Annotated in this window: 13 protein-coding genes; 4 read left to right on the top strand and 9 right to left on the bottom strand. The window is 39.1% G+C overall.

The annotated features are described in order from the left end of the window. Positions 1 to 159: 159 nt before the first annotated feature. Complete coding sequence (locus AAV97_RS11650) at positions 160 to 1,347, top strand: GGDEF domain-containing protein (protein WP_046760641.1); 1,188 nt, start codon at positions 160 to 162, stop codon at positions 1,345 to 1,347. Positions 1,348 to 1,356: 9 nt separating this feature from the next. Here AAV97_RS11650 and AAV97_RS11655 read toward each other — a convergent pair whose 3' ends face one another. The 4 genes from AAV97_RS11655 to AAV97_RS11670 all read right to left on the bottom strand — a co-directional run bounded on the left by AAV97_RS11655 (position 1,357) and on the right by AAV97_RS11670 (position 4,024). After that, positions 1,357 to 2,040: a glutathione S-transferase family protein gene (locus AAV97_RS11655; RefSeq protein WP_046760642.1), complete on the bottom strand. Its 684-nt coding sequence runs from the start codon at positions 2,038 to 2,040 to the stop codon at positions 1,357 to 1,359. Between the two features lie 128 nt (positions 2,041 to 2,168). After that, complete coding sequence (locus AAV97_RS11660) at positions 2,169 to 2,936, bottom strand: transporter (protein WP_009585528.1); 768 nt, start codon at positions 2,934 to 2,936, stop codon at positions 2,169 to 2,171. A 15-nt stretch (positions 2,937 to 2,951) separates the two neighbouring features. Further along, positions 2,952 to 3,494 (bottom strand): ankyrin repeat domain-containing protein, encoded by a 543-nt coding sequence (locus AAV97_RS11665; RefSeq protein ID WP_005035149.1) that lies wholly within the window; start codon positions 3,492 to 3,494, stop codon positions 2,952 to 2,954. A gap of 176 nt (positions 3,495 to 3,670) precedes the next feature. Next, positions 3,671 to 4,024, bottom strand: a complete 354-nt coding sequence (locus tag AAV97_RS11670; protein WP_046760660.1) for an HPF/RaiA family ribosome-associated protein — start codon at positions 4,022 to 4,024, stop codon at positions 3,671 to 3,673. A gap of 499 nt (positions 4,025 to 4,523) precedes the next feature. On the opposite strand from AAV97_RS11670, the gene AAV97_RS11675 reads away from it, so the two are divergent. The 3 genes from AAV97_RS11675 (at position 4,524) to AAV97_RS11685 (ending at position 6,780) form a co-directional block, all read left to right on the top strand. After that, on the top strand, positions 4,524 to 5,246 hold the full coding sequence (locus tag AAV97_RS11675; protein WP_046760643.1) for an outer membrane protein OmpK: 723 nt from the start codon (positions 4,524 to 4,526) through the stop codon (positions 5,244 to 5,246). Between the two features lie 112 nt (positions 5,247 to 5,358). Next, positions 5,359 to 5,877, top strand: a complete 519-nt coding sequence (locus AAV97_RS11680; RefSeq protein WP_009585467.1) for a GNAT family N-acetyltransferase — start codon at positions 5,359 to 5,361, stop codon at positions 5,875 to 5,877. 162 nt (positions 5,878 to 6,039) lie between these two features. Then, positions 6,040 to 6,780, top strand: coding sequence for a hypothetical protein (locus AAV97_RS11685; RefSeq protein ID WP_046760644.1), 741 nt, complete (start codon positions 6,040 to 6,042; stop codon positions 6,778 to 6,780). A gap of 63 nt (positions 6,781 to 6,843) precedes the next feature. Here AAV97_RS11685 and urtE read toward each other — a convergent pair whose 3' ends face one another. From urtE to urtA, 5 genes are all read right to left on the bottom strand, one after another. Beyond that, positions 6,844 to 7,542, bottom strand: a complete 699-nt coding sequence (gene urtE / locus AAV97_RS11690; RefSeq protein WP_005035141.1) for an urea ABC transporter ATP-binding subunit UrtE — start codon at positions 7,540 to 7,542, stop codon at positions 6,844 to 6,846. Between the two features lie 13 nt (positions 7,543 to 7,555). Continuing rightward, a complete protein-coding gene (gene urtD / locus AAV97_RS11695; RefSeq protein WP_004826035.1) occupies positions 7,556 to 8,392 on the bottom strand; it encodes an urea ABC transporter ATP-binding protein UrtD in 837 nt (278 codons plus the stop codon). Next, complete coding sequence (gene urtC / locus AAV97_RS11700; protein WP_005035138.1) at positions 8,392 to 9,462, bottom strand: urea ABC transporter permease subunit UrtC; 1,071 nt, start codon at positions 9,460 to 9,462, stop codon at positions 8,392 to 8,394. Before urtC ends, urtD begins: the two co-directional genes overlap by 1 nt. A gap of 4 nt (positions 9,463 to 9,466) precedes the next feature. After that, the gene (gene urtB / locus AAV97_RS11705; protein WP_009585466.1) at positions 9,467 to 11,116 is read right to left on the bottom strand and encodes an urea ABC transporter permease subunit UrtB; all 1,650 of its coding nucleotides are present in this window, start codon (positions 11,114 to 11,116) and stop codon (positions 9,467 to 9,469) included. A gap of 98 nt (positions 11,117 to 11,214) precedes the next feature. Further along, a complete protein-coding gene (gene urtA, locus AAV97_RS11710) occupies positions 11,215 to 12,504 on the bottom strand; it encodes an urea ABC transporter substrate-binding protein (RefSeq protein WP_046760645.1) in 1,290 nt (429 codons plus the stop codon). Positions 12,505 to 12,704 lie beyond the last annotated feature (200 nt).

The raw sequence follows: 12,704 nt of genomic DNA on the forward strand, positions 1-12,704 counted from the left end.
ATCATCGAAACACTGTTTTTAATGTATGTGTTTTATAAAAAATTTTTAACAAATCATGCATAATAATGTTTTGTTAACCTAGATTTTAGTCATTATAATTTAGAAAATATGATCAATATACAATGATGACTGACTAACAAAATAGAGGAATAAATATGGATGGCAGAATCAAATTTAGGCATTAATCTTTTTTTTAAAAAACTGAAAACACAATTTGATTCAAACATCATTATGAATTGGAGCAGTTTGCATAAGTGTATTCTGATTCTCATCCTCACTATGGCGCTGCATCTTTTCTGGATTGCATGGAAAGTTTTTATCCTTTTAACCCCAGAAACTTGGCAATGGGTCAATATCAGCTTGATTCAATTGCAGTTGATGGTCAATCTTGGTTCAACACTACTGCTTTTTTTACTGATCCTATTTTGTCATTTTTTCCAACATAAAACATGGGCGAACACCATCTTGCCCCATATCGTCATCAGTATTTTTATTATGTTAATGCTCACTGATGGTTTTTTAGTCGGAATTTATAGCCCTGCAACGATATTTGCATTCGTGTGTATTTCAGGTGTAGGGCTCATTTTATTTAATCGAAAAATTATATATATTCAACTCATCACGGCACTAGTGATTTATATTTCAATGATGTTATTTACTTATTGGCACATCATTCCTTATGCACCCATCTTTAGCATACGCATATTAGAGAATAATCGTCATGACAATCTGTTCTGGGTAGGAACGATGGTATATTTTATTGTTCCCATTTTAATGGCGTGTTTAATTTTATGTGAAATTTTATTGTCACAGTGGCGACATAGAGAGTCTTTAATCAAAAAACTCAGCGAAACGGATCCACTCACCAATTTATATAATCGTCGTTTTTTTAATGAAAAACTCGATGCAATGCAAAGCAAAAAAACCCACTATGCCATTATTTTAATTGATATTGATCATTTTAAAGATATCAATGACTTATATGGGCACCACTTTGGTGATGAAGCATTATGTCAAGTTGCCAAACTGCTCTCTTCACAAATTCGCCATTCCGATATCGTGGCGCGGTATGGTGGAGAAGAATTTATTATTGCTTTACCTGACACCACATTGGACAGCGCTCAAGCATTTGCTGAACGTTGTCGATTGGCGATCCAAAATCAAGTCATTGAGTCACTTGATCATCATTATGTGCAACTGACTGCAAGTTTCGGGATTGCCACCTCTATAGATGATGACAATATCAGTAAAATTATTCATCTGGCAGACAAAGCATTATATCGCGCAAAACAATCTGGGCGTAATCAAGTGCACTTGTATCACGCGCCGATCAATGAAATCGCTTAACTTTGGTATTTAGTCAGACAATGTTCGATATTGTTCTTCACATGCCACAAATCTAAACTCAGCCCGCGCTTCAGCAATCCATTGTTGCACCGCTGGTATAGTCAACATTTTTTGAATATAGCGTTCACTGTTGTCTGTTACAGGAATTCCATAGGTCATAAAACGCATCACTACTGGCGCATAAAATGCATCCACAATACTAAAACTCTCCCCACATAAGAAACCATCCAACTGTGGACGTTCCGACCACAGTTGTACAATACGATGCACATCTTGCTGTAGCGCTGGATGATCTTGCCAAAGTTTTAAACCAATATCTTTTAAATCCGCATCAATATTCATACCACATGTACTGCGTAGCGCAGTAAAGCTACTGTGCATCTCCGCAGACATCGACCGAGCCCGTGCGCGCTGTTTGATCTCTTGTGGCCATAACTGTTTTTCAGGAAACTTCTCAGCAAGATATTCACAAATCGCCAAGGAGTCCCAAATTAAAAAGCCATCATCAACCAGAGCAGGCACTTTGCCTGTAGGATTAATTTTTAAAATACTTTGTTTAAATTGACTGTCCATGTCGAAGTGATCAAATGGGATTAAACGCTCCTTGAACGGAATGTTAAAATGTTGAATCACAAGCCAAGGACGCATAGACCAAGTTGAATAGTTTTTATCACCAATAAAGAGTTCTAACATTTTTATCCTCCTCTATTTATTTACATTTTAAAAAGAGCATAACCAAGTTTTTGCCTATCTAAAAGCATAAAAACTCAGCAACAAAAAAAGGAGCAGTTTAACTGCTCCTTTTTTCTGAACGGTCTGGTTTAGAATAAATAGGAAATACCAAAACCTGCTTTATAGCTACGATCGCGACCGTTTAAATCAACACCGACACTACCATCAAGCTGAGTGCGTTCATTCACAGCATAGATCAAACCTGAACCTAGACCATATTCATAATTTTTGCTTTCAGTTTTTGAATAAACGAATTCAGAAAAACCTGAAAGATTGCCTGCAATTTTATAGCCTACTGTAGGAATAGCTGTGACTGACCAATGACCATCTTGCACCGCATAGTCCATAGTGATACCCGTATTAACCAAATCGTTATACTGGTAAGCTAAAGATGTTCCAATACTGTAAATATCGTCTTCTTCAGAAAAACCTTCATTGCCCGTTGCAATCAATGCTTTTGCCAAGATCGCCATAGACAACTTATCATCTTTTAAATCAATGGCTTTTTTAATCCCAATAGAAACATCACCCAAACCGGAGTCATCGTCTTTAACGCCTCTATACTTGGTTTGTGTCCAAGCTGGACCTTGCCAACCTAACTGCAATTCCATACTTGAGGTTAAACCTGTACGAAGTAGCATATCGCCATTGAGGGTTACAGTTTTTGCTTTTGCGCCATCTACTCGGGTTTCAGTGTAGGTTGCAGTTGGTAAACCTTGCTCCCAAGCCAACTGACCTACTGGAGTAATTCCTGTTCCAAAACCTGATCCAGGACGATCAAAAGAAAATTCTGCTGCCATTGCGCTTATACTTAGGCTCGAAGCAAGGGCTAATGTGATTCTATTTAAAATTGCCATATGAAGACTCAAAATTTAAGGTAATTCTTTGGACATTTTCGCACCGCGACTACGTAGTAACTCTAAAGATTCTTTCTCTTCAGGTAAAGCCTGAGACCAATCTATTTGATCAAATTCACAATCAAAAAACAAATCACTGATCGATGACAAAATGGTTTTACCTTCATCATCTTTGGTATTAGGATCAACTTTATGATCTAACAGCTTTTGAATTACCGGCACACACGCTGCGCTTGCTGCATCCCATAAAGGACCATAACACTCTTCTGCATCCCACAAATAAAAATTTGCTTTAGCATCAATCAAAGCATTTAAAATGTCTAAATGTGGTTGTAAATCTTGAGCTTTTTGTTCCGCACTTAGGGGCTGCCCTGCTTCATAAGCATCACAGATTTTTTCCCACCATTTAAATAATCCATCTGACCAGATAGATACTGCTGGACCTTTTTCTGGCTCCATAAAGTTAGGGTCAAACCCATCTGCGAGCAAACGTTTCACTTGAGCAAGGTCTAAATCTTCTAAAGCCTGTATAAAGACTTGTTGTTGTGCTGATAACATTTTGATCTCACTATTCTATTCCTATCAACATTATGACGAATATTTTAAAAATAGCTTTGAAAAAATTTAATACTTCATTTTTTTGGTTTAAATGGCATTTATTGTTAACTTATGACAAAGTGCATCGCATTTTTTGTTTTGATTCATAAAAAAAGGCCCTAAGGCCTTTTTTCTACTCATGCTTCATCCGCATCTGCAAGTTCTAACTTACCACCACGTGGATTTTCAGTTTTCTCCAAAACATGCTCTAAACTACGTTTTACGCGATCGATCGCACCATGTAATGAGATATCTATATTTTTAGCTCGATGTTTTACCACCACCGGTTTTAGACCTGCTGCTTTCACTTCGATCATGCATTGAATATCATCATCCCCACCTTTGTCCCCATTTTCATCACTGATATGAACTGAAAATTGGGTAATACGCTCACTATGACGTTGGAATTCTTGATTTAGCTCGTCGCGTACATAAGTAATTAAACGATCACTATTTCTAATATTTTTATCTGTACGGATTTCAATATTCATAAAAAAACCTCTTTTTTCATCTAAAACAGTGCAAAACTTATATTTTTGGCTCATTCAAAGCCTACTGTTTAAAACAGCTTTTCACCTTCAATAAATTGGAACCTTAACTCCTCTATTGCAAAGATGAACACTTTTAATGATCTGCAGATAGGTGTTCTTATATCTTCAATATCAGGCTATATTGAAAAATATGCAAGCGGATTTTTAACTTTTTTATGAAAACAATATGAAAAATGACATCTTGTTACTTTACTTTATAATTTAATGATTTTTTTAAATTTTTTAGCATTAATCCTGAGTAAATCAATCAACTCTATATAAAAGGATGATGATTACGTGAATATAAAAGTTCATTTTCTAATTTATTTTTAGATTCACTTTTTCAACACACTTCCCTACTTGATGTTTACATATTTATTTACATTCCATCTATTTTTAGCTTTATTTTTATCGCGGAATCTGTATCCTTGAAGCGCTTTTCTTGGGGGAAAGATTTTTCATGAAACTTACACATCTCGCTGCGATTTGTGCAATCGCTTCAACTACAACTATGGCTCAAGCTGCGCCAGTTTGGCAAGATTTTAGTATTACCGGTCTTTATGGTGAAAACTATGAATTAACGCCAGATGAAAAACAATCTACAATCACGTTTGAGTATGCAGCAAAGCTAAAATACGGCGATTTTTTTGCATTTGCAGACCGTACTAACAGTGGTGGTCAATCAGACACTTATTTTGAAGTTTCACCACGCCTCAGTTTAGGTGCAGTTTCAGGGAAAAAACTTGAACTTGGTCCAATTAAAGATGTATTGATCGCAACCACTTGGGAAGGTGGTAAAGATATGAACAACTACCTCTATGGTGTTGGCGTAGATTTAGCGATTCCATATTTCCAATATGCACAATTAAACTTCTACCGTGCCAATAACGAAATCCAAGAAGATGACTATCAATTGACATTCACTTATGGAATTCCATTCAAAATTGCTTCTGAAGAATTCTTAGTAGATGGTTTCCTAGATTGGTCAACTGCAGAAAAAGATCAAGTTGCTCACTCAAGTGAATTAAACTGGACAACACAATGGAAATGGAACGCTGGTAAACACATTTCTCCAGATACTCGCCTATATCTTGGTGTTGAACATTCTGTATGGCATAACAAATATGGCGTTCCTGGCAAAGATGAAAATAACGTCAGTGCACTTGTGAAATATCACTTTTAATTGATATTGAATAGATAGATGAAAAAGCAAGGTTTCAACCTTGCTTTTTTATTGCCCTTAAAAATAAATCTTTCTAAAATAAACAGACAAATTTGCCTCTGACCTAAGATTCATGAATTTTCAGATCCGCCCTGCGAAAACCTCAGACCTGACTGAGATCATGCATATTTATAATCAAGAAATTAAAACAGGTCTAGCCACTTGGAATAGTCAATTAAAAACCTTAGAAGATTATCAACAATGGTTTTTAGAACTGGAACAAAATCGATTCCCCGTGTTTGTGGCAGAAGAAACCTCTACTCACGCGATTGCAGGTTATGCCGATTATGCAAGTTTCAGAGCAATCAATGGCTATAAACAAACTGTAGAGCATTCTGTTTATATTGATCCAAGCTATGCACGGCAAGGACTGGGTAAACGCCTGATGATCAAACTCATTGAACATGCGCAACAACAAGGCATACATGTCATGGTTGCTGCAATCGATCACGAAAATGCAGCATCAATCTATCTACATCAACAACTCGGATTCATCCAAACTGGCTATATGCCTCAGGTTGGTCAGAAATTTGGCATGTGGCGTGATTTGGTGTGGATGCAACTTAATTTTGATGAAGCATTAAGCGGGTGAAATTAAAAAATAAGTTTCTTGCAAACTAAATATATCTCTATAGTCAAAGCGCTTGATTAGAATTGGATGTTAATTCAAGATGAAAAATCACACATTTTGTTTTTGGCTTTTCCAAAATCTGTTGTATAACAATGAATAATATTGCCTACTTTCCGAGCATTTATGAATAAAATTATAATCAGCCTACTGGCACCATTGGCTCTGATCCTGCATACATCAAGCTACGCTGCTGATTATGTTGACCCAAATGTCAAACAAGGGTGTGCCAAACTTAGTCAATATCGTAAATTAGGACAAAAATTTTACGACCAGAAAAATTATAAAAAAGCACTTGATCAGTTTCAAAAGCAAGCATCTTGGAGCGATTTTTGTCAGTCGGTTGGTCAAGAAGAAACTGGCATCCAAGTTTCAGACAATGACATCGACATTGCCAATAATAATGTGGGTTTAACCTATAGCAAACTCAATCAACCCTTATGGGCAAGAGCATGGTTTCAAATTAAACCCACAAAAACCAGTCAATTTAATTTAAAAAAGTTAGCAGTCCCTCAAGCAAATAGTGACTTTACCGGAGAATATGTCAGTTATGCTGGTTTTGGTGAGTGGAATCGGGTTAATGTTAAAAAGCGTGATCAGAAATATCACATCGAATTCACTGGTTTATGGATGGGACCTCGAAGCCTAATTTATGGTCCTAATATTGGTGAGTTTGAAACAGAAATGCCACTTCAAGCGAAGAAAGCAAGCTATCGTTATAAAAATTGTCGAATTGCCATCAATTTTACTTATAGCCCGTCTTTAGGAAATTTTATTGAAGTGGAACAATTAACTGAACAGACCGATTGTGGCTTTGGGATGAATGTTTCATCAACGGGCTATTATCAGAAAGTTGAACCTCGATAATATAGGGTTTAATCCCCACCTCTCTTCACTTAGGGAGGTGGGGAAAATGTTTTCTAGATTTTGTTAAATGGCAACTAAATCTCGAATCCCCTTTTCAGGCATTTCTTCCCCAATACCTTGTGCCACCACCTGACCACGTGCCATCACCGTATAATTATCCGCCAGCTCCTCAGCAAAATCATAAAATTGCTCGACCAATACAATCGCCATTTCTCCACGATCCGCTAATTTTCGAATCACTCGTCCAATGTCTTTGATAATTGAGGGTTGAATACCTTCCGTAGGCTCATCTAAGATCAACACTTTAGGTTCGGAAGCCAAAGCACGTGCAATGGCTAATTGTTGTTGCTGTCCTCCTGATAAATCGCCTCCACGGCGATGTTTCATTTCATCGAGAACTGGAAAAATTTCATATAAGTGCTCAGGAACTTTACGGGTTTTTGCGCCAGAAAATTTTGCCATGCCGATCAAAATATTTTCCTCCACAGTCAGTGTAGAAAAAATATCCCGCCCTTGTGGAACATAAGCCAACCCTGCTCTCACCCGTTGTTCAGGATTCATTTTGGCAATATCTTGACCATCTAGAAGAATCTGTCCTGACTTAATTGGTAAGATCCCCATCAAACATTTTAATAAGGTGGTTTTTCCTACACCATTTCTGCCCAAAACCACCGAGCATTCACCGATTGGCGCATTGAGGCTAACATCACGGAGAATATGACTTCCGCCATAAAATTGATTGATGTTTTTAACTTCCAACATAATACGTCCCCCCTTAGCGCCCTAAATACTTTTCAATCACGTCTTCATTCGCCTGAACTTCTGCCAATGTGCCTTCGGCGAGTATTGCACCTTGTGCAAGCACGGTGACTTTTTCACTGATGGTATCGATAAAGCTCATATCGTGTTCAACCACCAACAAAGTATGATTCTTTTTTAACTCCAAACATAATTCAGCAGTACGTTCAGTTTCTGCATCGGTCATACCTGCAACAGGCTCATCTAGCAGAATCAGTTTTGGGCGTTGCATTAATAGCATCCCGATTTCAAGCCACTGCTTTTGCCCATGTGACAATAAACCTGCTGGCTTTTGAATAAACTCTTGTAAACGAATTTGCTGCAAAGATTCATCTAATGCCAACTGTGCATCAGGGCTTAGTTTGCTGAAGAAACTTTTTTTCACCGTTTTATCTTTAGGTGCAGCAAGGAGCAGATTTTCCATGACCGTAAAATTTTCAAATACAGTCGGTTTTTGAAACTTACGACCAATCCCAGCTTCAGCAATTTGCTCGGTACTCATTTTGGCTAAATCATAGTTTTGACCAAAAAAAGCCGAACCCTCTGTTGGACGTGTTTTGCCTGTGATGACATCCATCAAGGTGGTTTTGCCAGCACCATTTGGACCAATGATGCAGCGTAATTCACCTTCTTCAATATAAAGAGACAAATCATTTAAGGCACGAAAGGAATCAAACCACACACTGACTTTTTCTAAATACAGTGCAATACCATGGCTAAAATCGGCGCCTTCGGCTTTAGGGCGACCGTAACCTTCACCAATTTGACCACCATGTTGAGCATTTAAACCTAAATCTGATAAGAGCGCTGACATTAGTGATCTCCTTTTTTAAAGCGTTCAAATAATCCGATCACACCTTTCGGGAGGAAAATAGTCACAACAATAAACAATGCACCTAGAATCAATAACCATGCTTCTGGATAGGCAACTGTAAAATAGGTTTTTACCCCATTAATTAATCCTGCACCGAGAATCGGACCAATCAGAGTACCCCGTCCACCTGCGGCAACCCAGACTGCCATTTCAATTGAATTGACAGGGTTCATTTCGCTTGGATTAATAATGCCTGCTTGCGGTACATACAATGCACCTGCAATTCCAGCAATAACTGCTGAAATGACCCATGCAGACAATTTATACCAAAGTGTTCGATAACCTAGATATTGCAAACGGTTTTCACTGTCACGAATCGCACCCAGTACTCGACCATAAGGTTTATTCATTAAACTGCGTAAACCTATAAAACTCAGGAGTAATACCACAGCCGTCAGGAAGCATAAGCTAGCTCGCATAGAAGCGGAGGTAATATCCATTCCGAGAATCGTTTTGAAACCAGTAAAACCATTGTTGCCACCAAACCCTGTCTCATTGCGGAAAAATAACAATGCTGCTGCAAAGGTCATGGCTTGGGTAATAATTGAAAAATACACCCCTTTGATTTTGGAACGGAAAGCAAAAAATCCGAAAATAAAGGCAATTACACCCGGGACTAAAACAACCAACACCAAGGCCCAAACAAAATGTTGAGTCCCAACCCAATACCAAGGCAATTCAGTCCAACTGAGAAACCGCATAAAATCGGGAAGTTGATCCCCTGCCGACTCTCGCATCAAGTACATACCAAAAGCATATCCGCCCAAAGCAAAGTAAAGCCCATGCCCCAGACTTAGAATGCCGGCATAACCCCACACCAGATCCAATGCAAGTGCGACCAAAGCCAAGCACATGATTTTGCCAATCAAAGTGACCCAATACGCTGAAAGATGTAGACTTGAATCCTGTGGCAGTACATGGAACCACGGTAAAATCAACATCACTGCAAAGCATATTGCGATCGCGATTGCACTGTAGGGTTTATCTGAAAGTAATGCAGTGATTTTCATATATTTACTCCACAAAACGACCTTTGATGGCAAATAAACCTTGTGGACGTTTTTGAATAAACAAAATCACAAGCACCAAGAGAATAATTTTAGCCAGCACAGCACCCATGCCGATTTCGAGAATTGTTCCACTGACACCAAGTCCCAGCGCCGCCAAAACCGCTCCCCAAACCTGCCCGACGCCACCAACCACAACGACAAGGAAAGCATCAATAATGTAGTTTTGCCCCAAATCTGGACCAACATTACCTACTTGTGCCAAAGCACAGCCTGCAAGTCCTGCAAGCCCTGAACCTAAGCCAAATGCCATCATGTCGATACGTGCCGAGCGAATCCCGACAGCCCGTGCCATTTGACGATTTTGCGTGACTGCACGAACAAATAAGCCAAACCGAGTTTTATTGAGTAGATAGACCAGTAACAGCAGTACAGCAATGGTAAAGACGATAATCGCAATACGGTTGTATGGCAGCATTAAACTTGGTGTGATTGAAATACCGCCTGAAAGCCATGAAATATTTGATACTTCAACATTCTGAGCACCAAAGATCATTCGGACCAATTGCATCAAGATGAGACTTACACCAAAAGTTGCCAATAATGTTTCCAGTTGACGACCATATAAGGGGCGAATCACGGTTCGTTCTATCAACATGCCAATCAAGGCACTAACAAGGAAAGCCGCAGGAATGGCAGCAATCAAATACCAATCCAGATATGCACCTAAATGTGTTTTAAAAAAGCTTTGCACCACATAAGTGGTGTAAGCACCGATCATGATCAACTCACCATGCGCCATGTTGATGACACCCAGTAAGCCATAGGTAATCGCAAGCCCAAGAGCAGCAAGCAGTAAAATACTTGCGGTACTTAAACCTGAAAAAACATGTCCAGTCCATTCACTGACCTGGATTCGTGTTTTGATACTGCTTTGTGCACTGACTAATACTGATTTTAATTCTGGGTTTAAGTTTGGTTGTGTCAGCGCTTGTTCAACGATGGCTAAAACATCAGGGCGATTAGAATCTTTTAAGGTTTTTGCAGCTTGAATTTTGGTCAAAGTATCAGGGCTATTAAAATCCATTCTGGCCTTTAGCTGTGCTAAACGTGCTTTGACTTTATTATTGTTTTCATCTAGATAAAGCTGATTGATCATTTTTATATCCAGCTCATCTAAGTTGTTTTCTAGAATATCAATCGCGGCAAGACGCTGTGAAACATCTGTAGACTGTAATTTGATTTTTGCTTGAGCAAAGCTCAAGGCTTTGTGTAGGGTATTGACCAAAGTCACTTGATTTAAATCACCCGGCCAATCCGTTATTGCTTGCTCATCGGGATAACTGAATAATTTATCCCCCTCTTTCATCAAATAAGTATTGCCTGAACTATCGGTGTAGAGTTGATCTTTTTCAACATAAGCAACCAACTGGTCCAGTTGTTCAATACTGGCAGGCCATTGATTGAGCATTGCACGGCGACTGGCGAAATCTCCGCGTACAAATTGCTGAATTGCATCATCATGAGATGCAGCTTTTTGTGTGGTTAATGCAGCTCCCGTTGGCGCTGTATGTGAGGATTCAGCAGAAATAGTTTGAATCAGGAACAACTGGGAAATCATAAAAAAAAGTGTTGCAAAACTTAGTCTGATCGACATACGCAACTCCCCCTATTCTTGTTGAAATACAATGACGCTTGATCTTGGTCATGGGTTAAGCTTGCTGAAACACAGCAAGCTTTGGGGTTGTAAAATGCCTATTTAGGAATATACGGACTCCACGGCTCCGCTTTGATCGGTTGAGGGCTCTTATACACCACATCAAACTGCCCATCGGCGCGAATTTGCCCAATCATGACGGGCTTATGTAAGTGATGATTGGTGGCATCCATGCTTAATGTATAACCAGAAGGTGCTTTGAAAGTTTGACCTGCCATTGCATCACGCACTTTATCCACGTCCGTTGTTCCAGCCTTTTCAACGGCTTGTTTCCACATATGGATACCGACATAAGTTGCTTCCATTGGATCATTGGTGACTAATTTGCTTGCATTCGGTAGTTTGTATTCCACTGCGTACTGTTTCATTTTATTGATAAATTCTGCATTTACTGGATTCTTCACCGACATGAAGTAGTTCCACGATGCCAGATGCCCGACCAAAGGTTTGGTATCAATACCTCGTAATTCCTCTTCTCCGACTGAGAATGCCATCACTGGAATATCCGAAGCTTTGATTCCCTGATTGCCCAATTCACGATAAAACGGTACATTGGAATCGCCATTGATGGTTGAGATCACAGCGGTTTTTTTACCCGCAGCAAATTTTTTGATATTTCCAACAATGGTTTGATAGTTACTATGACCAAAAGGTGTGTATTCTTCCATAATGTCTGCATCGGCGACGCCTTTAGACTTTAAGAATGCACGCAAGATTTTGTTGGTGGTGCGTGGATAAACATAGTCAGTACCTAACAGAACAAAACGTTGCGCCTTTCCACCTTCATCACTCATCAAATACTCAACCGCTGGAATCGCTTGTTGATTCGGTGCGGCGCCTGTATAGAAAATATTTTTAGATTGCTCTTGACCCTCATACTGCACAGGATAGAACAACAAACCATTGAGCTCTTCAACAACAGGTAATACCGACTTACGTGAAACGGATGTCCAACATCCAAAGATCACCGCCACCTTATCTTGGGTAATCAACTGACGCGCTTTCTCAGCAAATAGTGGCCAATCTGATGCTGGGTCAACCACGACAGGTTCAAGTTTTTTCCCCATCACACCACCGCTTGCATTGATTTCATTGATTGCCATCAATGCCGTGTCTTTAAGCGAAGTTTCTGAGATCGCCATAGTTCCTGACAGTGAATGTAAAATACCCACTTTGATCGTATCGCCACTTGCAGCAGGTGCCTTGCTTTCAGCGGTAGTTGGTTTCGCGTCAGTTTTATCAGCAGGCTTTGAACATCCCGTCAATACCATGCTCCCCACCATTGCAGCAACTAACAGTGTTTTTGAAAACATTTTTTGTTGGAACATGATTTTTTCTCCAAACCTTTTGGTGCATTTTTAAATGCATGATTTTGTTTATACCTAACAGGCTGGATTCAATTTCTATGCCAAGTGGAAAATTTAATTTTTTTGAATAGCTTTCTTAAAGCAATAACATATTGAAAATTAATAAAACTATCAGTGCTATTTTTTTCTCTAAAGCGGATGAATTATGCTCTACAAATACC

It is taken from the genome of Acinetobacter sp. Ag2, assembly GCF_001005515.1.
Classification (GTDB): Bacteria; Pseudomonadota; Gammaproteobacteria; order Pseudomonadales; family Moraxellaceae; genus Acinetobacter; species Acinetobacter bereziniae.